Below are 22,568 nucleotides of genomic sequence, written 5' to 3' on the forward strand. Positions count from 1 at the left end.
TGTCCCTTGACGTTCGATACTGACTCGACTTGTTCCGTTCGACATATTTCGCAGTGCAACATAAGAAAAATACATTGTTTGATGTGTTTCGTTCATATAAATAGAACGATATGCCGCTCAACTATCATCACCTGCGCTACTTCTGGGCCGTCGCTCATGACGGGAACTTGACCCGCACGGCGCAGCGTTTGAATCTTTCTCAATCGGCCTTGTCGGTGCAGATAAAAGAACTGGAAGACCGGCTTGGTCATCCGCTGTTTGAACGCCGGGGCCGCAAGCTGCATCTCACCGAAGCCGGACATATCGCTCTGGACCACGCCGATGCGATTTTTGCGACAGGTCAGGAACTTGTGGCAACCTTGCAGGACGCGGGGAATACGCGGCAAGCTCTTAGGGTTGGGGCACAGTCCACCCTTTCTCGCAACTTTCAGATTCGTTTTTTGCGGCCCATTTTGGCGCGCGCAGACGTCGAGGTTATTTTAAGGTCCGGTAGCCCAAGCGAGTTGCTGGAGGGGCTCGAAACGCTGAATTTCGACCTGGTCTTGATGAACCACGAACCCGCAAGCGACAGTTTGACCAGCTTTGTCACTCATCATTTGGCCGAACAACCGGTGAGCATCGTCGGAACCCCCGATCGTCTGAAACCGACACGTTCAATACGGGATCTATTGGAAGAACAACCCTTCATCCTGCCCACAACGAACAACAGTGTCCGCACGGCTTTTGATGCCATGGCCAGCCGCATGTCGGTGCGCCCTCAGGTGGCAGCCGAGGTGGACGACATGGCGATGATGCGGCTGCTTGCACGGGAGGATATCGGGCTGGCTCTGGTGGCTCCGATCGTTGTTCAGGATGAGTTGATTTCGGGTCGTCTGGTCGAGGCGCAAGAGCACCCGAAAATCAAGGAAAACTTCCACGCGATCACGTTCAAACGCCGGTTCCCGAACCCTTTGGTGCAAGAGCTCTTGTCGCATGGATCGGACACGCAGGACGGTGTCTGAGGTCAGTCACCACGCGCGGATTTGAACAGGTACAGGAAAACAAAAAGAGACCCGATAGACGTTGTCACGATACCCACGGGCAGTTCCTGTGGGGCCAAGAGCAGGCGGGACAGAATATCCGACAGCGTCAGCAGAATCGCCCCTACGATGGCCGAGGTAATCAGCAGGTTTCGGTGCAGCGTACCAGCAATGCCGCGCGCAATATGAGGCACCATCAGCCCAACAAATCCGATGACACCAGCCACGGACACAAAACTGGCCGTAGCCAACGCAGCCACAAAGAACATTCGGAATCGAAGACCCTGGACGGGAATTCCCAGTGACGACGCAGTGAAATCTCCGGTCAAAAGGGCATCCAGCCAGCGACTGCGATAAAGCGCGTAGCTTAGGATCAGGGCAAGCCCGGTCAGGACCAGTGGAAAGGTCTGCCATCGGGCAAGACCCAATCCGCCCAGCATCCAGAAGATAACCGAATGCGCCGCACGACTGTCGCCGGAAAAAATCAAATAATTTGTAATCGCGGAAAACAGGAAAGACACAGCCAAACCGGCCAGGATCAGCTTTTCCGGCGCACTTGTGCGCAAACCCTGAACCAGAGCCAGAACAATGCCAGAGGCTATTAGCCCCCCGCAAAACGCCGCCAAAGGCAGGGTCCAGACCCCCAGCACATCGCCAGTGACCGTTATGACAAGAACGGCCCCAGCCGCCGCCCCCGAGGACAGGCCAAAAAGGAACGGATCGGCCAGATCGTTGCGCGTGGTTGTTTGCAAAACCACGCCAACTACGCCCAGCCCTGCGCCGATCACAGCGGCGAACAAGGCTCGGGGGAGGCGAAGGTCGAAAACGATCCGATGCACCGGGGACATTTCACCTTCTGTCAGGCCGGTCCCCAAGCCAATGGCGGTAAAGACCTCGGCCATTGGGATCGAGGTTGTGCCATAGATCGTAGACAGCAGCAAAAGGGCGGTCAGAATGACCGCCCCCAGCAAGATCGATCGGCCCAAATGGACCATGTCAGTTGGTCTCCGGATGCATCGCATTGGCCATCTTTTCAATGGCTTCAATATTTGCCGGTCCGGGTGTCAATTCCTCGTAACGCAGGCCGATCCAGCGCGCGTTCTTGACTGCATCGGTTTGTGACATGACAGGATGATCTTTCAGAAACTGGAAGGTATCTTCTGCACCATTTCCTGTTTGATAGTCCAGTAGCACCAGGAATTCCGGGTTTGCGGCTGCCACGGTTTCCCAAGAGGTGCGACCCCAGCTGGTATCCATGTCATGTGTGACGTTTACACCCCCCGCAGCGGCAATCATGGCGTCCGGGATGGCGAATTTACCTGCGGTAAAAGGCGCATCTGCCGGCCCGTCCAGCAGGAAAACACGAGGTTTATCCAGATCGGCGGTTTTTGCCTCAAGGGCATCCAACTGGACTTTCCAGCCCAAGACAAGGTCTTCCGCCTTAGCCTCGACACCCATCACCTGGCCCAAACGCAGGACGTCGTCAAACAGCAGATCCATGCTGGCTTCGGGGCGGTCTTTGTTCAGGTGCACGCAGCTTTCGGTCAAGACCATGGTCTTGATGCCAAAGGGTTCCAGCGTGTCTGGGGTCACTTCGCCACCTGGCTGCATTCCGTAATACCAACCAGCGAAAAACATATCGGGTTCGACAGAGACAAGGTTTTCAACTGTAGGATATTTCGGAGCCAACTCGGGGATGTCGCCGCGCTGTGCATCAAAATCCGGGCTGGTCTTGTACCAGCCTGTGATGCCGGTCAGGCCGACGATCTTGTCTTGCAGACCCAAAGCAAACGCCATGTCAGTCATGTTCATGTCGTGAACAACGAGCCGTTCTGGCGTTGTTTCAAAAACCAGTGGCTCGCCGCAATTGTCCACTGTAATGGCATCCGCGGCTGCGCCGCTTGCCAGGCCAGTGAACACAGCCACAGGCCAGAGTTTCTGCATCATTGTAAGCTCCTGTTATGATGACAGTTTACGTTTTCGAATATCCAGAGCAGGGATCATGCGGCCCTCATGCTGGAAACACAGATAATCCACTCCAAACGTGTCGCGGACACGATCCGTTGTCAGAACATCGTTGACAGGGCCAAACCCTGTCAGACGTGTTGATTTCATTAACGCCACATGAGTGGCAAATTCCGGGATCATGACCAGATCGTGGACGATCATGACAACCGTCACGCCCAATTCAGCGACCAAAGACAACATGTGCCCCTTGGCATCCGGGTCTAGGTGATTGGTCGGCTCGTCCAGAAACAACAGAGACGGGTTTTGAGCCAGCGCACGTGCGATATGCGCCCGTTGCCTCTCACCCCCCGATAGCTGACCCATAGGTTTGCGGGAAAGGTGCATTAAACCCGTTGTTTCCAAAACCCGGTCAAGATCTTCCCTGTGCTCAGACGCGGACTTGTCAGCCTTGATCGGAATTTGGCCAAGTGCAACATAGTCGTGCAATCGCAACCGACTATCCGGCATTTCCTGTTGGCCAACCACAGCGATCGTCCGCGCGCGTTCATGGGCCGACAAGGTGCGCAGGCTTTGACCTTTTATCTGCACATCACCCAGCGCAATACGTTCGATTCCGCAAAGCAGCTTGAGCAGCGTAGTCTTCCCAGCCCCATTCGGTCCCGCAATCGCCAGAATTGATCCTTCTTCCAAGCCAAAGGACACATCCTGAAGCAGCACATCACCGTTCAAGGCATAATATTCTAGGTTTTCGACAGCCAGGAAACTCATGACGGCCTCTGCGATGGCAAGGCAGGCATGCGCGACAAGGTTTTGGTGAACAGTGTTAGCGGGCGGTCAGTTGCGTTTGTCCAACCATCGGAACTGAGCTGATATTGCCCGGCGAATTCCACCACTGCATCCAGATCCTGTTCCGAAACGATGTCACCAAACAAATACTGCGCCTTGCCCGGTGCCTGAAAACCGACGGTGGTTGGCCGGTCGCAGCCCGCCATGCACGCGACCTCCCGGATTGCAAACCCTTCGGGCAGTTTTCGCGCCAATGCGCCACTCACTTGATCGGTGGACATCGCGCCTGTGCATGTCGTGCATACAAGTAGGAAATGATCTGCAGTTTTCGTCATTGTGCGCACCGGTTACCGCTGATCAAACTACAATACAATGTTATAACATTACTATTTTGAGAATCGCGATCTTTTCGCGAGGCCACAGCACAATAGGTATTGGGGTTGAGGATAAAGCTATCAGTCACCTGTTGCATTGTCCGCTCTGCTTGAAACCAAGCGCGGACAGAAGGTGCCAAAAATGGAAACACGCGAAAACCGTGCCATCAAAGCCTCCTTCCAGGACGCCCCGCCCCGGGTTGGTTAAACATCGGATGGCAGGTCTCCTGACTTGCGGGTCAAAGCTTGGCCCACCTTCCCAACCCTTTCGGGGTCAGTGGCGCAGTGGCGTCGCTCTCCGCTTACAGTTGCGGGGGCAGTCACGGACTTGGCGCAATACAGCGCCGCACCGTATTCCCATTTTCATCCCTTTCGGAACCATCCAACTCAGCTAGGCTGGCGGTGCTGGACTTGTCAAGAAGGAGAAGCAGTCGAGCCGATCCAAAACATCTGGGCGCGGCTCACATTCACGTTGGCCGGTTCTAGCCTGGTTGATATCAATAGTCGGAAACCAACAAGAAGTCCGGCGCAGCGTCTTCTTCGATCTGTGAAAACCGAGGGATGGAATCTTCGAAGACATTATCCGTACGGTCATCATTCACAGTCGAAACCTCTCCAATAAGGCAATCGCCGTGTTCTGCCCAGAATGCGTGCCAGACACCCGGCATAAGGGTCACGCTTTGCCCCGGTTTCAGCCGCAAATGCTCACCTGGTTGCAACGTAACAGGGCAGGCATCGCTGGGTACCGTCACTGGCGTGTTCCGGTCGATGCCCCCGTCAGGGTCAGATGCGTAAATCTCCAGCACCAGATCACCCCCGCCGCGATTGATGATGTCCTCGGCCTTTACGATGTGACGATGCATCGGAGACAGTTGTTTATCTTTCGAGATCAGCAATTTTTCCGCATACAACATCCCGCGACCTGATTTCAGATCATTCACCTCACCATTGCGCAGAGTGAAGAGGAACAGGCCGAGTTCGTCAAACCGACCCTGAGCGTAATCGGTGATGTCCCAGCCCAGCCCCCGACTGCGGATCGTTTCAGCTACAGGACTTCGCATCTGATCGGGCGACCAATCGGCAAAAGGTGGTAACACGGCTCCAAAGGATTGTATGAAAGCCTGCGCTTCGGACTTGATGCGGTTAATTTCGGATCGTTTCATTGGTTTTTCCAAGAATTAAAGCTCATGCGCCCAGGGCGGCTCGGCCCCGGCACGGGATACGGTTACAGCGGCGACTTCGGCTCCCAGTTCCATGGCCGCGCGCAACGCTTCTGGGGTCAGGTTTCGCACGCCTTGTTTGGTCAGTTTCTCAGCACGGCTGAGTGCGGTGAGCACACCAGCATTGAACGTATCGCCGGCACCGATCGTGTCTACGACCTGCACCTGTTTCACCGGCACCGAAACCTTTGATCCATCTGCCAGATACCCATGTGCGCCATCACCGCCCCGGGTCACTATCAGCGCCGTTGGCCCGGCCTGCAACAACAACGCGGCTTTCGCCGACTCGGGCTCGGTACCGGGAATGATCCAGTCCAGATCCTCGTCGGAAACTTTGACGATATCGGATTGCGCGATCATGTGGTTCAGGCGTGTTCGGAACCGGGCCTGATCCTCGATGAAGCCCGGACGGATGTTCGGATCCAGCATCACCGCACGTTCGCCACCATGACGCTTCAACAATGACGCGTAGGCATCCGCGCAGGGCTCACACGCCACACTAATACCCCCTAGATACAAAGCAGAGACTGCTGGAAGCTGATCTGGCATATCTTCCGGCGTCAACATACGCCCAGCCGTGTTTTCATCGACAAAGCTGTAGGTTGCGTGCCCATCTTGAAGTTGAACAAAGGCAAGTGTGCTGGGGCGATCCGAGACGATCACATGCGATGTATCAACGTGACTGGCGTTTAATGCGGTGATCAACTGCTGGCCGAACATGTCCGTTGAAATGCCCGTCAGCATCCCCACAGATACGCCTAGACGCCCCATGGCGACTGCTGTATTCAGGATCGCCCCACCGGTATGCGGAACAAAGCCGTGCGTACCGGAAACTGTCGGCTCGGCGATCATATCAATCAGGGCTTCCCCGCAGCACAAGATCATTCGACAGTCCTTTCCTGGAGTTCCTGAGGGGTACGTCGCTTAACGCTTGAGCGCGTTCTTGCAAAAGTTATTTGCACCTATGATGCCAAATTCGGCTTGTTCTGAGACGTATAGGTTCAATGACTTTCGCAACTCACTAAAACGTCCACCGCCGTTGAACGCGTCCTTGAAGTCCTGATCAAAGAGCCAGCGGTTTTTCTCGGCGACGCCGCCCACAAGAAATACCCCACCGGCAGGCATCAGAGTAACTGCCATGTCGCCCATAAGTGCGCCCAGATGCGTGGTGAACATCTGCGCTGTTTTGACTGCGATGGGGTCCGAGGCATCGCGGGCTTCGGCCAAAATCTCTTTGGCAGAGCGCAATGAAGGCTGTGCGTTTCCAGCCGCCAATCCAACGGCTTGATACAGGATGGGCAAGCCCGTTCCGCTGAGGAACATTTCCGCTTCCAGAGCCAGGCTGTTCCCGAAAAAGCATTCAGGTGCAATTCGGCGGGCTGCTTCAAAGATCTCTACCTCGTCGCGGTGACGCGGATACAGTCCCACGTGGCCGCCTTCGCCGGAAACCGTGTGATAATGCCCTTCAGAAAACAACAAAGCTCCGACACCAAGCCCAGTGCCGGGGCCAACCACCAAACGCGTGCCCACAGGCGGTTTCGCCTGACCTTGCAAAACCGAAACTTCGTTCTGTTTGACGTCAGCAACTGACCAAGCTGCCGCTGTGAAGTCATTAATAACAAAAGTATGCTCCGCCCCGGTCGCCTGCGCCAGTTCAACCTCGGACAAGTCCAGATTAGCGTTTGTAAGACGGATGACTCCGTTTCTTACAGGACCAGCCCCAGCAGCAACGACCGCCTGAGGATTTGTGCCAACCTCATCTCGCAGAGAGTGAAATGCGTTCAGCAGATCGTCCAATGTGCCCGTAGGGTGCTTGCGCAGGTCCGTTAGCTCGCCATTTGTCACAACGCCAAGACGGGTGTTTGTTCCGCCAATGTCTGCAACCAAATTCCAGTGTTCATGCACAGAACCAGATGGTTGCGCTAACGGAAGAGAGACGTTCTGCCCCTCTGAAAGGGCGGATTTCAGCGCCGCGAACGACGCTTTGGGCGTTCTTTCCAGAGTTTCAAAATCCACGTCCACCAGTCCAAACCTTTTCTCGTACCCGAAGGCCCATTCGTAATTGTCCAGCAGAGACCAGACAAAATAGCCTTTAACCGGAACACCTTGTGCCAAAGCGTCCAGCACGGCTGCAAGGTGTGTATCAAGATATTCGATACGGTCCTCATCCCGCACGCGCTCTGCGCTCGCCATTCCGTTTTCGGTGATATAGATTGGTAGCCCGCCCGTATAGTCCTTCTGTGCTCGAATAAGAAATCGGGTCAGGGCGGAAGGGTCAATTTCCCACCCCATCTGCGTTTTTGGCAGTGGTCCGGGAACATCGGTCAAACTGGGCCACGCGGTATCGCTCGGGGCAATCAACTTTCGGGTGTAGTAGTTCAACCCGCACCAATCGACCTGAGTCCCAATCGTTTCAAAATCGTCCTGCCAACCAGATGGCAAGTGTGGCTCAAGCCCATCCAACACCAGTTTGGGGTACTGTTTCTTGAAGACGCCACCAAGAAAGAACCGATTGTAAATCGCATCATACCGGTCCGCAGCAAGCCGCGCCTCGACGCTGTCATCGGCCGGGTCTGCCCATTCGAGGTTGAACACCGCGCCCAGATTGCTCATCCCAAGACTACGCATGGCCTGAATGGCGCGACCATGCGCCAGCAAAACGTGATGCATCGCGCGGGCCGTTGCGCGGATGTCGCGCAGGCCCGGGGCGTGATGACCTTCGAAATGGCTTAGCCAGCTGACACACCATGGCTCGTTGATCGGTGCGGCACTGTACATCCTGTCCCCGATGCGGCCCATGATGACCTCGGTGAAGTCTGCAAACCATCCTGCAATGTCGCGATTGCGCCACCCCCCCTGGTCCGCCAGGGCCGAGGGCAGCTCCCAATGATACAAGGTTACGCAGGGCCGTATTCCGCGTTCCAGCAACGCGTCGGCAAGTCGATCATAGTAATCCAAACCGGCCTGATTTACCTGCCCGCGACCTTCCGGCATCACCCGCGCCCAACTGGTTGAGAACCGATAGCAGTCAAACCCCGCCTCGCGCACCAGATCGAAATCCTGTTCGAACCGGTTCAAATGATCACAGGCGAGATCGCCATTTTCTCCACGAACCACGTTTCCAGGTGAGGCCGCAAACGTATCCCAGTGTGTTTGCCCGGCACCACCCTGTGCATGCCCTTCGATCTGATAAGCTGAGGTTGCGACCCCGAAAAGGAAGTCTTTTGGGAAGTCAGAGCGAGTGTATTTCATTCTTTGTTACGTCCTGTTGGGCACAGGGCCAGTTGAGCGTCCGACAACCAGTTCAGCCTCCAGCAATTTGGATTTGGCCGCATCATCGGGGAACTTGATCCGTTCAATTAACATCTCTGCCGCCATTTCCCCGGCGTGACGGACGGATGATCGGGTTGCAGTGAAAATAGGAACGTCTTGACCGTTCTTCAGATAAGACAAGTCGTCGTCATGCGCTATGACCGAAACATCGCGCCCCATCTTCAAGCCCGCTTCATCCAAGGCACGCCTTACTCCTATGGCGGAAATCATCGAGGACGCCAATATGGCGGTTGGCGGATTCTCAAGCTGCAACATACCTCGCGATTCGTGATGGCCATACACTTCCGTCATCTCTGCGCTGCGCATCAGTTCGGGATCGGCGGCAAGGCCAGCTTGCTTGAGCGCTTCCAGATACCCGGCGCGTCGGCGCTGTGCGAAATCCATATCTTCCAGGCCATTGATCAAGGCGATCCGGCGATGACCCAAATCAATCAAAAACCGCGTCGCCCGTAGAAACGAGCTTTTGTTGTTCACGTCGATCCAGTCGTAAGGCGTATCTACGCCAGTCGAACGCCCATGCACGATGAACGGCACGCCCATGCGTTTCAGAACAGCGATCCGAGGCTCATTTACTTTCGGCCCCTGCAGGACAACGCCATCGACCGCACCCCGCTGAAAAAGACTGCGATAGGCTTCTTCGATCGAAGTGTCGTCGGCGTTGGTAAACATCAAGTCGTAGCCATATTCCGCATATTTCCGCGCGGCACCGGCAACAAAGTCGCCAAAGATGGGGTTCACCATTTCATGCTGCGACGAACTGGGGATCACATGACCGATGACCATGGATCGCCCTGTCGCCAGCCCTTTCGCCCGGCTGTTGGGGCGATATCCATGTTTTTGCGCGGCGGCTTGCACACGTACACGCGTTCCTTCACTGACCTCCGGATATCCGTTCAGCGCGCGGCTCACCGTTGTTTGCGAAAGGCCCAGGATTTCCGAGAGCTGCTTCAGGTTCATTTTGCTATTCAAAGCGCCTTCAATTATCTGCAACATTTGTTGTGTGGCCAATTTGAGCGCCCGTCAACTTGTTTTACCGTTATAGCCAAATTTATTAATATTTTCAGCATAAGGCAGCAAATGATTGACAGAATGAAAGTGTTAGCGGATAACACGTTGCATCCAAAGCGCTTTGAAAGTGAGTCTTTAAGCGCGTGAAAATTCGGGAGGAGGATTAGATGAAACACTCGCTTTATGCAGGTGCGGCGATGTTCGCCCTGATGGCTGGGTCGGTTCAGGCGGAGGGTGAGTTGATCCACGCCGCAGGTGAAGGCAGCTTTGACTGGGACGGGTTCCAGGCCTTTGCCGATGCTAACGATCTGTCCGGGGAAAGCCTGACCATCTTTGGCCCCTGGCTAGCGGGTGAGGGCAAATCCTTTGAGAACCTTGTTGCGTATTTCGACGAAGCAACAGGCGCAAACTCCAGCTACGTAGGTTCAGATTCGCTTGAGCAACAAATCCTCATTGATGCAGCGGCGGGCTCGGCGCCGAACCTGACAGTGTTTCCACAGCCTGGTCTGGCGGCAAACCTTGCGAAGCAGGGGTACCTGACGCCACTTGCGGATGGGTCTGCTGACTGGATCAAAGATAACTTTGCTGCAGGTCAGTCCTGGGTCGATCTGGGCACGTTCGAGAATGATCAAGGCGCTGCCGAGTTCTATGGCTTTTTCTTCAACGTAAACGTCAAGTCTCTGGTTTGGTACATCCCCGAGAACTTTGAAGATTTTGGATACGAAGTACCGGAGACCATGGAAGAGTTCAAAGCTCTGATGGACCAGATGGTCGAAGATGGCGAAACCCCATTATGCGTTGGTCTGGCTTCAGGAGGCGCAACCGGTTGGCCTGCGACTGACTGGGTAGAAGACCTGATGCTGCGCACTCAGCCACCGGAAGTTTATGACCAGTGGGTGTCGAATGAGATGAAGTTTGACGATCCTCGGGTGATCGCCGCAATTGAGGAATATGGCAGCTTTACCCGCAACGACGACTATGTTGTCGGGGATGCAGACGACACTGCCGCGATTGACTTCCGCGACAGCCCCAAGGGTTTGTTCGACAGCCCCCCGGCCTGCATGATGCACCGCCAAGCGTCGTTTATTCCGGCGTACTTCCCTGAGGGCACCGAATTGGGCGTTGATGCTGATTTCTTCTATTTCCCGGCTTATGCCGAAAAGGATCTGGGTACTCCGGTACTTGGGGCGGGGACGCTGTTTACAGTCACCAACCCAAACCCTGCCGCCGAAGCGTTCATGGAGTTCCTAAAGACACCCTTTGCGCATGAGATCATGATGTCACAAGACGGCTTCCTGACACCGCATCTTGGTGCGAACCCCGAAAACTATTCCAACGACACCCAGCGCGGGCAGGGTGAAATCCTGACCAATGCCACCACCTTCCGCTTTGACGGGTCTGACCTGATGCCAGGTGCCGTTGGTGCCGGTACCTTCTGGACCGGGATGGTAGATTATTCATCGGGTGCAAAAGACGCAGCCACCGTGGCCGGCGAAATCCAGTCGTCCTGGGACGCAGCCAAGTGATCAACCGCTGGGGCGGTCTTAGGATCGCCCTGCTTGCCAAACGGATGAGCGCACCATGACACCGGCACTTCAAGGCCTGCTGACGATCGCCATCGGCGTGTCTGGTTGCGTGGGCTATTTCTACCTCTCCAACCAGTTTCTAGACAAAGTCCTGTTCCCGCCGCACGGGCCGAATGCGGGGCGCAACATCAACCGGGCCAACATGATCCGACCATGGCTGTTTCTGTTCCCTGCGCTTGCTGCGCTGGGGCTGTATCTGGCCTATCCGGTTGTTGAAACACTGCGCCTGTCACTCACGGAGCGTGTGCCCGGCGGCGGGTACAAATGGGTGGGTCTGGACAATTACTCACAGATGGCGGCTGAGCCCAAATTTTGGGAGGCCATGCGCAACAACATGTTTTGGCTGATCGTCGTACCAGCCATGTCCACAGCCTTTGGTCTGCTTGTTGCGCAACTGACTGACCGGATCCGCTGGGGCAACTTCGCCAAATCTCTGATCTTCATGCCGATGGCGATTTCTTTTGTGGGCGCGTCGGTGATCTGGAAACTGGTTTATGATGCGCGTCCTGCAGAACAAGACCAGATTGGCATCCTAAACGCGCTCTATATCTTTTTCGGTGGGGCCGAACCGCAAACCTGGCTGACGGTCCCGTTCTGGAACAGCTTTTTCCTGATGATCGTTTTGGTCTGGATTCAGACCGGTTTTGCCATGGTCATCCTGTCGGCTGCTCTGCGCGGTATCCCCGAAGAAACCATCGAAGCAGCCATTCTGGACGGCGCGAATCCGTTCCAGATTTTCTTCAAGATCAAGGTGCCCCAAATCAAAACAACAATCCTTGTTGTTTGGACGACAATCACAATCACCGTGCTCAAGGTCTTTGACATCGTTTTTGCCATGACCAACGGCCAGTGGGAGACACAGGTGCTGGCCAACTACATGTACGACAAGCTGTTTCGGGCAAATGACTGGGGCGTCGGATCAGCCTCGGCCATGGTGATTATGCTGCTGGTTGCTCCGATCCTGGTGTGGAATGTGCGCAACGCCCGCAAGGAGATGGAGTAAGCCATGAGCGATATTGCTGGAACCAAACCCGCGCTCAGATGGGTTGTGCACCTTTCGGTCATCTTTCTTGTGGTGTTGTGGGTCATTCCAACTTTGGGTCTGTTGGTCTCGTCCTTTCGGACAGCCGACCAAATCTCATCAAGCGGGTGGTGGCGATCGCTGTTTCCATCCGAGCAGAATCTGACCCTTCGCAGCGCCGCGCCTGAAACACAGGCGTTGGAAAACGGGTTGTATGTCATTGAGGGCGCGCTGTTCAGCGCGGATGAGCAAGCCACAATTTCGAGATGGGGTATCAGCTCGCGTGATGTGGATGCCTTTGAGCCCGGTCAAACGGTCGAGCTACGCCGAGGCGGCACCATCACCGTCGATGCCGTTGGAAACTATCGGATGGAAAACAGCGAAGAGTTCACCGGAAACCGCGGCGCGCGTATCTTTGTGACGGCCGAGTTGCCGCCTGAGTTCACCTTGGACAATTACCAGAAAGTTCTTCTGGATCAGAGTAGTACGGACAGTATGGCCAAGGCGTTCTTCAATACGCTGACCGTGACGATCCCGGCAACAATCATCCCGATTCTGGTTGCCGCCTTTGCGGCCTATGCGCTGGCCTGGATGGATTTTCCCGGTCGGGCGCTGTTGATCGCGGCGGTTGTTGGGCTGTTGGTTGTTCCGCTTCAATTGGCCCTGATACCCTTGCTGAAATTCCACCTGAATATCGGCATCGGCAAGGGTTATCTGGGCGTCTGGCTGGCACATACCGGGTTCGGGATGCCCCTGGCGATTTATCTGCTTCGCAACTACATGGCCGGATTACCGCGTGACCTGATCGAAAACGCACGCGTCGACGGCGCCACCGAGTTCCAGATCTTTACCAAGCTGATCCTGCCGCTCAGCTTCCCGGCGCTGGCGTCTTTCGCGATCTTCCAGTTCCTTTGGACATGGAACGACCTGCTGGTTGCGAAGGTCTTCCTGATCGATGCGACCGGCCAGACAACTGTGATGACCAACCGCATCGTCGAGCTTTTGGGGACGCGTGGCGGCAACTGGGAAATTCTTGCGACCGCCGCCTTTGTCTCAATCTTTGTGCCGCTGGTCGTTTTTTTCGCAATGCAAAAATACCTGGTCCGGGGCCTTCTGGCCGGATCTGTTAAATAGAGGCGTCTGATGAACGTGCAGAACAACCTTGAACACAGCAAAGCAACAAGACTGTCTTCGGATTGGTGGCGAGGAGGGGTGATCTATCAGATCTACCCGCGGAGTTTTCAGGACAGCAACGGCGATGGGGTCGGTGACTTGAAAGGCATCACCGCGCGACTGGACTATATCGCGTCGTTGGGTGTTGATGCGATCTGGATCTCACCGTTTTTCAAGTCACCAATGAAAGACTTTGGATACGATGTCAGCGATTATCGCGATGTCGATCCCATGTTCGGAACGCTGGAGGACTTCAAAGAGCTTCTGGATCAGGCGCATGCCAAAGGACTGAAAATCATGATCGATCTGGTTCTGTCGCACACGTCGGACCAGCACCCTTGGTTCAGCGAAAGCCGCAGCAGCCGTGAGAACCCGAAATCCGACTGGTATGTGTGGGCTGACCCCAAGCCGGATGGCACACCACCAAACAACTGGCTGTCGATCTTTGGCGGCTCGGCGTGGCAATGGGACTCTCGTCGCCTGCAGTACTATCTGCATAACTTCCTGACATCGCAACCGGATTTGAATTTCCATTGCCCGGATGTTCAGGATGCTTTGCTGGACGTCGCACGGTTCTGGCTGGATCTGGGCGTAGATGGCTTTCGGTTGGACACAATCAATTTTTACTTCCATGACAAGGAATTGCGCGACAATCCAGCTCTGCCAATGGATCAGCGCAACGCGACGATCGCACCAGCAGTCAACCCGTACAACCATCAGGACCACCTGTATTCGAAAAGCCAACCCGAGAATATTGCATTCCTTGAACGGCTGAGGGCGCTTACGGACGAATACGAAGGCCGTGCGTGTCTGGGCGAGGTCGGCGATGCGCAGCGTGGGCTCGAGATCATGGGTGAATACACCTCGGGCGATCAGCGGATGCACATGTGCTATGCGTTCGAGTTCCTCGAGAAACGCGCGCTTACAGCCAGTTACATCAAACATGTCTTTGGCCAATTGCAGGCCAAGGCAGGTGATGCATGGCCCTGTTGGGCGTTTTCAAACCATGACGTGCAACGCCATGCCTCTCGCTGGAACTTAGATGACGCCGCAGCCCGACAGCATGCGGTTCTCATGATGTGCCTACGCGGCTCGGCTTGCCTGTATCAAGGCGAAGAATTGGGCCTGCATGAAGCAGATGTGCCGTTTGAGAAGCTTCGAGACCCCTATGGCATCGAATTCTGGCCCGAATTCAAAGGCCGCGACGGTTGCCGTACGCCAATGGTTTGGCAAGCGCAGCATGAACAATCAGGCTTCAGCACCGCAGAACCCTGGCTACCGGTCAGCGTCCAACAGGCTGAACACGCGGTCGATCGGGCCGAAGTGGACCCGCAATCGATGCTGAACCACTATCGTCGCGCCATCGCGCTGCGTCATGCGCACCCGGCTCTGGCATCTGGACGTCTTTCTGAGATGAACGAAATAGGCTCAGTTTTGACTTTCATTCGTGAAGACAGCTCCGAGCAAATTTTCTGTGCGTTCAATCTCGGATCAGATCAAACCGAGATCAAAGTGCCTGACGGCAATTGGCAGACCATTGGTCAGGAGCTGGGTGGCATTGAAGGCGGAAATTCAATCACTCTGACGGCTTCGCAGTTCTGCCTGATGGCTCGGAAAAAGGGGTAAGGCATGTCTGAACTCAACCTTACAGGTGTCGCCAAGTCTTATGGCCCTGTTGACGTTCTGAAGAACATCAATCTCGACATAGAGCAGGGCGAACTGGTCGTTTTTGTTGGTCCTTCCGGATGTGGCAAATCCACCTTGCTGCGGATGATAGCCGGTTTGGAAAAGATCACAGGCGGGACGCTGGAAATCGAAGGGCAGGTCATGAACGATGTTCCGCCCGCACAACGCGGCATCGCGATGGTGTTTCAAAGCTACGCCCTGTACCCCCATATGACCGTGCGCGAAAACATGGCGTTTGCACTGAAAATTGCCAAGATGCCTGCGGGTGAAATAGATGCTGCGGTAGATCGAGCCGCCCAAATTCTGCAACTCGAACCCTTTCTTGACCGTTTACCCAAAGCTCTGTCCGGCGGTCAGCGCCAGCGGGTCGCCATCGGGCGCGCCATTGTGCGCGACCCAAAGGTGTATCTGTTTGATGAACCCTTGTCGAACCTTGACGCAGCCCTTCGGGTGGCAACACGGATCGAAATTGCGCGCCTGAAAGAGGCCATGCCCGACAGCACCATGATCTACGTGACCCACGACCAGGTCGAAGCGATGACATTGGCCAGCCGGATTGTGGTATTGGCCAACAAGGGTATTGCGCAGGTGGGCACGCCGCTTGAACTGTATGAGACGCCCGATAACGAGTTTGTGGCCCAATTCATTGGCTCGCCGTCAATGAACCTATTACCCGGAACGATCACCGGAACGGGGGCGACAACGACTGTGGAGCTTGCGTCTGGCGGCACCGCCGTTTCCGCGATCCCGACCGAGGACAGCGATCTGGGCAAGCAGGTCAATATCGGTGTACGACCCGAAGATTTTGTCATGACTGACGATACCGCGATCCTGACCGGAAAGGTGGATTTCACCGAGGCTTTGGGCGAGGTCACACTGTTGTACTTCGAAAAGACCACGGACGCTGAAGCGCCGATTGCCAAACTGCCAGGAGTTCAACGGAAGATGCGCGGACAGACCGTTTCCGTGACCGCAGCCCCTGAAAAAGTACACTTGTTCCACAACGGCGTATCGATGCGAAAGTGAGAACGGCGGCTAATCAACGCGAAGCTTGACAACTCAACTGCTCATATTCCACCATAATTGAAACGTTTCAATGGTGGGGGAATGAGAGTTTCAGCCCAGCTTTATACAGTGCGGCAATGCGGTGATCTGGCAGACCAGTTACGTCTGGTTGCAGCTTGCGGATTTGAGGATATCGAAACCACGGGGCTGCATGAACTGAACCCGCAGCAGATGGCGGGTACCATTCATCAATCCGGTCTTAACGTTCGGTCTGCACATTTTGACTGGGAAGAGTTCGACACGCGTTTCGATGACATTGTCGAGGTCATGGACCTTTTGGAATGCCAGGTGGCCGTCATGCCTTGGCTGGCGCCCCAGGCGCGGCCCGACACTGCCCGGGGATGGATGGCAGTGTCGGGCCAGTTGTCAGAATGGGCTGATCGACTAAGCGAGCACGGCATCCGTCTGGCCTATCACAATCACGACTTTGATCTGGTGGGGGCAAAGGGTGAAACGCCCCTGGATCAAGTCCTTTCGCAAGGGAATATCTACTGGCAGCCAGATATAGGTTGGTTGCAAGTTGCTGGCCTAGATGCTGCCGCAATGATCAAACGTCATGCGGACCGAATCCTGTCTATTCATGCAAAGGATGCGGATCCAGACTGTGGCACAGGTGACGAGCGTTGGCGCGATCTGGGGGAGGGCGTCGTGGATTGGGACGCTGTATTGAAGGCACTCGCAGACAGCAATTGTTCCGATTTGTTTGTCGAACATGACGAAACCTTAGATCACAGACGTACATTGAACACGGGACGGGGGTTCCTGACCGAACGTCTGATCGGGATTACCTGATGGCGCGGGCGACAATAAAATCAATTGCAAAGAAGACTGGCTATTCTGTCGGAACGGTTTCGAACGCCTTACGGGATGCGCCCTCGGTGAAACAAGAAACGCGGGATGAAATCCACAAGGCAGCGACCGCTCTGGGCTATCGGGTAAACCTTGATGGACTTAAGTTGCGGACCAATAAATCCTATCGGATTGCTGTTCTGGTCAGCGTTTCGGAAGATGCCGCTGAGGAATGGGAAGGCGTTGAATTCACACGAATTCTGGCCGGGATTTCCAAAGCGGTTCAGGGATCGCGCTATCAATTGAGTGTTTTCAGCACAAGCGGCGACGATACTGAACTGAAGACTCTGCGTTCGATCGTGCAAGAAGGGCTGGCCGATGGTGTGATTTTCTCGGGCACGCGAGTGAACGACCCGCGGATAGCGTATCTTCAGGCTGAGGCATTTCCCTTTGTCACCTACGGCATGAGTAGCAGCGACCTGCCACATGCATATGTTGATCTCGACAGTGAGACTGCGGCGTATGAAGCGACGGCCAGATTGATTGGCCTTGGCCATCGCCGGATCGCGTTGATTAACCCCCCGGATGACCTCGTCTATGCCCTGCAACGACGCCTGGGCTATGCCGATGCTCTGTCAAAGGGTGCGCTTGGCTTTGACCCTACGCTGATTGCGACCGGTCCAACAACAGCAGAGACCGGCCAAACGGCTTTCGCGGCACTTATGCAGTTGCCCAAACCGCCAAGCGCCATCATTTGCGCCAACGAGGCGATGACCCTTGGGGCCTTGTCGGCGGCAGCAAAACAAGGGGTGAGGGTGGGGCAGGATGTTGTGGTCATTTCAAACGATGATCTGAAACTCAGCCAGTATTTCGTACCCCCGCCCAGCACCTATTATCTGCCCATTGGCGAGACCAGCCGCCTCTTGGGCGAGTTTATGCTGCAAGCCTTGGCCGGAGCCGACCCATCCACGATTCAAAAAAAGATCAGGGCCCAATTGATCGAGCGGCAACCTGACACGCCACCGCCGGAACCGGCGATTTGACTTAGTCCAACAAAGGAGAAACCAAACATGTTCAAACATTTACTTGCAGCGGCGGCGCTTTCTGCGATGACCGCACCTGCCGCCTTTGCCGCCGACCTGGAAGGCCGTGTGCTCAAGATCGGGACGGACGCGACATATCCACCGATGGAAACCGTGGATGAAACAACTGGCGAGATTGTCGGTTTTGACGTCGACGTCATGAATGCCATTTGCGAGCGCGTGAATTGCGTTCCGAATTTCGTCAACACGGCTTGGGACGGGATCTTCGCGGCACTTCAGCAGGGTGAGTTCGATCTGGTGATCTCGGGCGTTTCGATCACACCGGAACGGGAAGAGACCATGGATTTCTCCGAACCTTACATCGTTGTCAGCCAGGCCATTCTTCTTCAGGTCGACAATGCGGATATGACGCTGGAAGATTTCAAGGCAGGAGGCCAGAAGCTTGCGGCACAGACCGGTACGACCAACGCGCAACTCGCGGAAGAGTTGGTGGGCCGCGAGAATGTGAGTCTGTATGACAATTTTTCGGCCGCCATTCTGGCGCTTCAAAACGCCGACGTACAGGGGGTCATCATCGACGGCACCTCGGCGTCGGCCTATGAGCAGGAGTTTGCAGGCGAGTTGACCGTTGGGATCACTGGCCTGCAATCCGACCCGCTGGGCATCGTCTTTCAGGAAGGCGACCCAACCGTTGATGCCATCAACACGGGACTGGCCGCGATTCAGGACGACGGCACCCTGGACAAGCTGAAAGCCAAATACTGGGGAACAAACTGAACTCTGAATACCTTACGGCCCCGGCGGAATTTTTCGCCGGGGTTTTGACCTAGCGGAGAACCCCATGTCGCGTCTCAGCTCGATCCGCCCGAGCAACCTTGTGTTGCTCGCAGCAGCGCCATTCATCATTTACCTGTTTGCTTCCTCGTCCAAATATTTGCGATCTCTGGTCGCGATCCTAGGGATCGGCAACAACGCGGGGCCGATTTTTGTTGGGTTCTTGCTGATCCTGACCGCGGCGATCCTGGGCTATCTCTGCGCCCGCCATTCCCGGTTCCATTCGCAAGCCCCGGCCTGGTTGCGCGTGGCGGCGTTGGCTGCATTTCCTGCGGCGGTTGGCCTGTCGATGCTTGCCTTTGTCGCACCTCAGATCCTGATGCCATTCGCCGAGTCGGTCTTCTTTCATGCGCTGAGTGAAAACACATCGGCACTTATCGACCGAACCAACCAGACCTGGGTGCTTTTCCCTGTGGTTGTGGCGCAAGTGCAGACTGGTTTGCAGGTCTTGCTGGCAATCTATGCGGTGATCATCGCGCTGTGCGTGTTATCCACCCGTCTGAACAACCCGTTGCGCGGCTATTCTCAACTTGGGTTTGAAATCCTGACCGGGGCCACCTTGTTCTATTTGATGTTCATGGCGCATTGGCAGTTTGCAACTGGCGTTGCCATTACATTCCGCGCGGCGATCTTTGCCTATATTTTTGCAGCGATCCTGGGGCTGATCTGGGTGGGGCTGCAATCGTTCAAACCCAAAGCGCGTACTACGATGGTTTACGGCGCAATCAGCTTGGCTCTGCTAGGAGTTTCCACGTTTTTCTTCATGCAACCACAAGTGAATTACGTCCTTGTCGGGAGCACCGAAGCCCGCATTGCGATTGTGCGCGGTACACCACAGGCACAGGCCGATATCATCCGGTTTGGTGAATTCGAAGGCGGTGGAGAGCAGCAATACCGCATCCGCAGTGCAACAGACGCCGCAGCGGCCCTGGAGCAAATCGAAACCGTTGAAAGTGTCTCTGGCGCGTTTGTCCCCGTTCAGGCACACACGCAGGGCTATCCGGTGCTTTGGCAAACCAGCTTTTTGCCCGACAAGTACCGCAACCCGGCGCTGGCTTTTGCTGTCTTTGGCTTTTTGTTATTGACGCTGACCATTGGTGGCGCACAGCACAAACTCCACCCGCTAGCCGTTGGCGCAGAGTTCTTTGTGGATACGATCCGGGGCATCCCGATGCTGGTGATCATCCTTTACATCGGCCTGCCTCTGGCGGGTGCAGTCAAGGATGCCACAGGCGGCGGCATCGACATGACCAATATGACCCGCGGCATCATCGCCATTTCGGTCGGCTATTCAGCCTATATGGCCGAGATCTTTCGATCCGGGATCGAGGCCATACCCAAAGGGCAGTTGGAGGCAGGCAGCTCCTTGGGCTTGTCTCGATGGCAGACTGCTCGGCTCATCGTCTTACCGCAGGCATTGCGGATCGTGACCCCACCCTTGGGCAACGAATTCATAGCAATGATCAAGGACACCTCGCTGCTGTCGATCCTGTCTGTTCGTGACATGACCCAAAGGATGCGAGAGTTTCAGGCGGCAAGTTTCCTGCCTTTCGCCCCCTTCAATACGGCAGCAATTCTTTACGTCGTGATCACATTGGGTTGCGCCAGCTTCCTGAAATGGATCGAACGTCGTACCGCAAAGGATAGCAGATGAGCAAGCTTGAGCTGGGGGTTTGCTACTACCCTGAACAATGGGATCGGTCGCAATGGCAAGAGGATGCCAAGCGTATGGTCGAGATGGGGTTGGATTGGGTGCGTATTGCCGAATTCACCTGGGGCCTGATCGAACCTGCACGCGGGCAATTTCGCTGGGGTTGGCTGGATGAGGTCATTGGAATTCTGGGTCAGGCCGGGCTGAAGGTCATGATGTCGACCCCAACGGCGGCCCCGCCAAAATGGCTGATCGACGCGCATCCTGAAATCCTACCCGTCGGACCGGACGGACGAGTCAGGGGATACGGATCGCGTCGGCATTATTGCTTTTCCTCCGAGATTTATCTGGCCGAGGCAAAACGGATCGCAACCGAATACGCCAGCAGATATGGAAAGAACCCTCATGTCCACGCCTGGCAGATCGACAACGAATACAACGACCACGACACGGTACTCAGCTATTCAATGGCTGCGCGCAGCGGGTTTCAACGCTGGCTTCAGAAGCGATACGAAACAATCGACGCCCTAAACCAAACATGGGGAACCGTGTTCTGGGGATCGCTCTATTCCGGATTTGACCAGATTGAGCTGCCCAACGGTCTGGTCGCAGCCCCGAATCCAACACATGCATTGGATTTCATGCGTTATTCTTCGGACAGGGTACGTCTGTTCAACAAAGCACAGGTCGACATTCTGCGGGAACATTCTCCGGGCCGAGACATCACCCACAACTTTATGGCAGGCAGTTTCGAGTTTGACCATCACGCCGTTGCGGCCGATTTGGATGTGGTTGGCTTTGACAGTTACCCGCTGGGCAACCTGATGGGTTCGACCCTCTCCGACGATGAAAAGCGTCGCTATCTGCGGACAGGTGCGCCGGATTATCAAGGCTTTCACTGCGATTTATACCGCAGTCAGGGACGTGGGCGTATGTGGGTTTTGGAACAACAGCCGGGTCCGGTGGACTGGGCGGCTAAAAACCCTTCTCCAGCGGAGGGCATGGTACGGCTTTGGACCTGGGCAGCTTATGCGCATGGTGCGCAAGCAGTTATGTTCTTTCGTTGGCGACAAGCAAAATTCGCGCAGGAACAATATCATACGGCGTTGCTGCGCTCGGATAACAGCCCAGATCAAGCGGCGGTTGAATTGGCACAGATCGTAAAGGATCGCGAAACTCTACCATCTGCGACGCGTTCAAAGGCCAATGTGGCGATACTTTTGGATTACAGCTCAATCTGGGCTGCGGATATCCTGCCGCATGATGACGAGTTCCCAAACAGTCACATTATCCGTGAATGGTATGCCAGCCTTCGTCAATTAGGGGCAGACGTCGATTTCCTAGGCCCTGAAGATGATCTGGACGGCTATGCACTGATCCTATTGCCGCAGAGCATGATCGTCAGCGCAGACCTTGCTGCCAAGCTTTCAGATTCGGACGCGAAACTCGTGATTGGAGCCAGGTCAGGCAGCAAAACACCCCAGATGCACACACCTGCGAACCTTGCCCCTGGCACATTAACAGAGTTGACCGGCGTTCATGTCACACGCGTCGAGTCACTTCCCCTCCTGGCACAAGAACATGTGCAACTGATCAACGGCCCTCGGCACGCTTTCGTAGGTTGGCGCGAGATCGTCGAGACCAACGAAAGTGTCTTAGCGCGCTTTGAAAGCGCCTATTGCGACGGAAGCCCTGCGGTCGTGCAGTCAAACCGGGCAATATATATGGCGATGCTTCCACGTGGTGCGCTTTTGCAATCCATTTTACATCAGGCTTTGGAGTGGGCTGGCCTGAGCACACTGAACTGTGATCCCGATATTCGCATTGCCCGGCGCGGTACGTTGCATTTCGCGTTTAACTTTGGTGACACTCCCAAACCCTTGCCAGCCGGTGATCATCGTAGATTGTTGATAGGAACCGACCCGGTGGATGTCCGGGACATGACCGTTTGGCTAGAAGATGTACCCCTTAAAAAATCAGTCTGAACGCGTTCCATCAGGAGGCTGGGCTAA

The 22,568-nt window shown here is 55.3% G+C and carries 19 protein-coding genes, 1 pseudogene and 1 riboswitch; of the genes and pseudogenes, 11 read left to right on the forward strand and 9 right to left on the reverse strand.

Features of this window, described 5'->3' with window-relative positions; translation table 11 throughout:
- The first annotated feature begins 110 nt into the window (after positions 1-110).
- Entirely contained in the window at positions 111-1,001 is an 891-nt protein-coding gene (locus GS630_RS01890; protein ID WP_171176933.1) for a LysR family transcriptional regulator, read from the forward strand.
- A 2-nt stretch (positions 1,002-1,003) separates the two neighbouring features.
- Here GS630_RS01890 and GS630_RS01895 read toward each other — a convergent pair whose 3' ends face one another.
- From GS630_RS01895 to GS630_RS01930, 9 genes and pseudogenes are all read right to left on the reverse strand, one after another.
- Positions 1,004-2,014, reverse strand: coding sequence for an iron ABC transporter permease (locus GS630_RS01895; RefSeq protein ID WP_171176935.1), 1,011 nt, complete (start codon positions 2,012-2,014; stop codon positions 1,004-1,006).
- A gap of 1 nt (position 2,015) precedes the next feature.
- Positions 2,016-2,966, reverse strand: a complete 951-nt coding sequence (locus tag GS630_RS01900; protein WP_245223154.1) for an ABC transporter substrate-binding protein — start codon at positions 2,964-2,966, stop codon at positions 2,016-2,018.
- A 12-nt stretch (positions 2,967-2,978) separates the two neighbouring features.
- Positions 2,979-3,755: an ABC transporter ATP-binding protein gene (locus GS630_RS01905; RefSeq protein ID WP_171176937.1), complete on the reverse strand. Its 777-nt coding sequence runs from the start codon at positions 3,753-3,755 to the stop codon at positions 2,979-2,981.
- Positions 3,752-4,108, reverse strand: a complete 357-nt coding sequence (locus tag GS630_RS01910; RefSeq protein ID WP_171176939.1) for a DUF1636 domain-containing protein — start codon at positions 4,106-4,108, stop codon at positions 3,752-3,754. The genes GS630_RS01905 and GS630_RS01910 overlap by 4 nt, the downstream gene beginning before the upstream one ends.
- Before the next feature lie 238 nt (positions 4,109-4,346).
- A riboswitch (cobalamin riboswitch) is annotated at positions 4,347-4,545 on the reverse strand.
- Positions 4,546-4,644: 99 nt separating this feature from the next.
- Entirely contained in the window at positions 4,645-5,310 is a 666-nt protein-coding gene (locus tag GS630_RS01915) for a D-lyxose/D-mannose family sugar isomerase (RefSeq protein ID WP_171238308.1), read from the reverse strand.
- 15 nt (positions 5,311-5,325) lie between these two features.
- On the reverse strand, positions 5,326-6,252 hold the full coding sequence (locus GS630_RS01920) for a carbohydrate kinase (protein ID WP_171621037.1): 927 nt from the start codon (positions 6,250-6,252) through the stop codon (positions 5,326-5,328).
- A gap of 39 nt (positions 6,253-6,291) precedes the next feature.
- Positions 6,292-7,272 (reverse strand): ROK family protein, encoded by a 981-nt coding sequence (locus GS630_RS22345; protein WP_348540082.1) that lies wholly within the window; start codon positions 7,270-7,272, stop codon positions 6,292-6,294.
- Positions 7,273-7,317: 45 nt separating this feature from the next.
- Positions 7,318-8,619: pseudogene (locus GS630_RS22350) on the reverse strand (GH1 family beta-glucosidase); the annotation flags it as partial.
- Positions 8,620-8,625: 6 nt separating this feature from the next.
- Entirely contained in the window at positions 8,626-9,657 is a 1,032-nt protein-coding gene (locus GS630_RS01930; RefSeq protein WP_171176947.1) for a LacI family DNA-binding transcriptional regulator, read from the reverse strand.
- Between the two features lie 218 nt (positions 9,658-9,875).
- Here GS630_RS01930 and GS630_RS01935 point away from each other — a divergent pair, with 218 nt between their 5' ends.
- From GS630_RS01935 to GS630_RS01980, 10 genes are all read left to right on the forward strand, one after another.
- Positions 9,876-11,234, forward strand: coding sequence for an ABC transporter substrate-binding protein (locus tag GS630_RS01935; RefSeq protein ID WP_171176949.1), 1,359 nt, complete (start codon positions 9,876-9,878; stop codon positions 11,232-11,234).
- A 55-nt stretch (positions 11,235-11,289) separates the two neighbouring features.
- Positions 11,290-12,297 carry a carbohydrate ABC transporter permease gene (locus GS630_RS01940; protein ID WP_171621039.1) on the forward strand — a complete coding sequence of 336 codons (1,008 nt, stop codon included), beginning with the start codon at positions 11,290-11,292 and terminating at the stop codon, positions 12,295-12,297.
- Between the two features lie 3 nt (positions 12,298-12,300).
- Positions 12,301-13,449 (forward strand): carbohydrate ABC transporter permease, encoded by a 1,149-nt coding sequence (locus tag GS630_RS01945; RefSeq protein WP_171621040.1) that lies wholly within the window; start codon positions 12,301-12,303, stop codon positions 13,447-13,449.
- Positions 13,450-13,458: 9 nt separating this feature from the next.
- Positions 13,459-15,114, forward strand: coding sequence for an alpha-glucosidase (locus GS630_RS01950; protein ID WP_171621041.1), 1,656 nt, complete (start codon positions 13,459-13,461; stop codon positions 15,112-15,114).
- 3 nt (positions 15,115-15,117) lie between these two features.
- Positions 15,118-16,200 carry an ABC transporter ATP-binding protein gene (locus GS630_RS01955; RefSeq protein ID WP_171621042.1) on the forward strand — a complete coding sequence of 361 codons (1,083 nt, stop codon included), beginning with the start codon at positions 15,118-15,120 and terminating at the stop codon, positions 16,198-16,200.
- Positions 16,201-16,281: 81 nt separating this feature from the next.
- The gene (locus tag GS630_RS01960) at positions 16,282-17,031 is read left to right on the forward strand and encodes a sugar phosphate isomerase/epimerase (RefSeq protein WP_171621043.1); all 750 of its coding nucleotides are present in this window, start codon (positions 16,282-16,284) and stop codon (positions 17,029-17,031) included.
- Positions 17,031-18,071, forward strand: a complete 1,041-nt coding sequence (locus tag GS630_RS01965; RefSeq protein WP_171621044.1) for a LacI family DNA-binding transcriptional regulator — start codon at positions 17,031-17,033, stop codon at positions 18,069-18,071. The genes GS630_RS01960 and GS630_RS01965 overlap by 1 nt, the downstream gene beginning before the upstream one ends.
- A gap of 27 nt (positions 18,072-18,098) precedes the next feature.
- Positions 18,099-18,848 (forward strand): basic amino acid ABC transporter substrate-binding protein, encoded by a 750-nt coding sequence (locus tag GS630_RS01970; RefSeq protein WP_171176963.1) that lies wholly within the window; start codon positions 18,099-18,101, stop codon positions 18,846-18,848.
- 64 nt (positions 18,849-18,912) lie between these two features.
- Positions 18,913-20,559, forward strand: coding sequence for an amino acid ABC transporter permease (locus GS630_RS01975; protein WP_171621045.1), 1,647 nt, complete (start codon positions 18,913-18,915; stop codon positions 20,557-20,559).
- On the forward strand, positions 20,556-22,541 hold the full coding sequence (locus GS630_RS01980) for a beta-galactosidase (protein WP_171621046.1): 1,986 nt from the start codon (positions 20,556-20,558) through the stop codon (positions 22,539-22,541). The genes GS630_RS01975 and GS630_RS01980 overlap by 4 nt, the downstream gene beginning before the upstream one ends.
- Positions 22,542-22,568: the final 27 nt, after the last annotated feature.

This window comes from Ruegeria sp. HKCCD7303, from assembly GCF_013111185.1.
In the GTDB taxonomy this organism is placed as follows: domain Bacteria; phylum Pseudomonadota; class Alphaproteobacteria; order Rhodobacterales; family Rhodobacteraceae; genus Ruegeria.

What these genes read in the sequence shown, in the direction of transcription:
- GS630_RS01955 (WP_171621042.1), top strand. Translation starts at nt 15,118, where the DNA reads ATGTCTGAACTCAACCTTACAGGTGTCGCCAAGTCTTATGGCCCTGTT.
- GS630_RS01930 (WP_171176947.1), bottom strand. Translation starts at nt 9,657, where the DNA reads ATGAACCTGAAGCAGCTCTCGGAAATCCTGGGCCTTTCGCAAACAACG.
- GS630_RS01890 (WP_171176933.1), top strand. Translation starts at nt 111, where the DNA reads ATGCCGCTCAACTATCATCACCTGCGCTACTTCTGGGCCGTCGCTCAT.
- GS630_RS01935 (WP_171176949.1), top strand. Translation starts at nt 9,876, where the DNA reads ATGAAACACTCGCTTTATGCAGGTGCGGCGATGTTCGCCCTGATGGCT.
- GS630_RS01915 (WP_171238308.1), bottom strand. Translation starts at nt 5,310, where the DNA reads ATGAAACGATCCGAAATTAACCGCATCAAGTCCGAAGCGCAGGCTTTC.
- GS630_RS01965 (WP_171621044.1), top strand. Translation starts at nt 17,031, where the DNA reads ATGGCGCGGGCGACAATAAAATCAATTGCAAAGAAGACTGGCTATTCT.
- GS630_RS01905 (WP_171176937.1), bottom strand. Translation starts at nt 3,755, where the DNA reads ATGAGTTTCCTGGCTGTCGAAAACCTAGAATATTATGCCTTGAACGGT.
- GS630_RS01960 (WP_171621043.1), top strand. Translation starts at nt 16,282, where the DNA reads ATGAGAGTTTCAGCCCAGCTTTATACAGTGCGGCAATGCGGTGATCTG.
- GS630_RS01910 (WP_171176939.1), bottom strand. Translation starts at nt 4,108, where the DNA reads ATGACGAAAACTGCAGATCATTTCCTACTTGTATGCACGACATGCACA.
- GS630_RS01945 (WP_171621040.1), top strand. Translation starts at nt 12,301, where the DNA reads ATGAGCGATATTGCTGGAACCAAACCCGCGCTCAGATGGGTTGTGCAC.
- GS630_RS01900 (WP_245223154.1), bottom strand. Translation starts at nt 2,966, where the DNA reads ATGATGCAGAAACTCTGGCCTGTGGCTGTGTTCACTGGCCTGGCAAGC.
- GS630_RS01970 (WP_171176963.1), top strand. Translation starts at nt 18,099, where the DNA reads ATGTTCAAACATTTACTTGCAGCGGCGGCGCTTTCTGCGATGACCGCA.
- GS630_RS01950 (WP_171621041.1), top strand. Translation starts at nt 13,459, where the DNA reads ATGAACGTGCAGAACAACCTTGAACACAGCAAAGCAACAAGACTGTCT.
- GS630_RS01975 (WP_171621045.1), top strand. Translation starts at nt 18,913, where the DNA reads ATGTCGCGTCTCAGCTCGATCCGCCCGAGCAACCTTGTGTTGCTCGCA.
- GS630_RS01920 (WP_171621037.1), bottom strand. Translation starts at nt 6,252, where the DNA reads ATGATCTTGTGCTGCGGGGAAGCCCTGATTGATATGATCGCCGAGCCG.
- GS630_RS01980 (WP_171621046.1), top strand. Translation starts at nt 20,556, where the DNA reads ATGAGCAAGCTTGAGCTGGGGGTTTGCTACTACCCTGAACAATGGGAT.
- GS630_RS01895 (WP_171176935.1), bottom strand. Translation starts at nt 2,014, where the DNA reads ATGGTCCATTTGGGCCGATCGATCTTGCTGGGGGCGGTCATTCTGACC.
- GS630_RS01940 (WP_171621039.1), top strand. Translation starts at nt 11,290, where the DNA reads ATGACACCGGCACTTCAAGGCCTGCTGACGATCGCCATCGGCGTGTCT.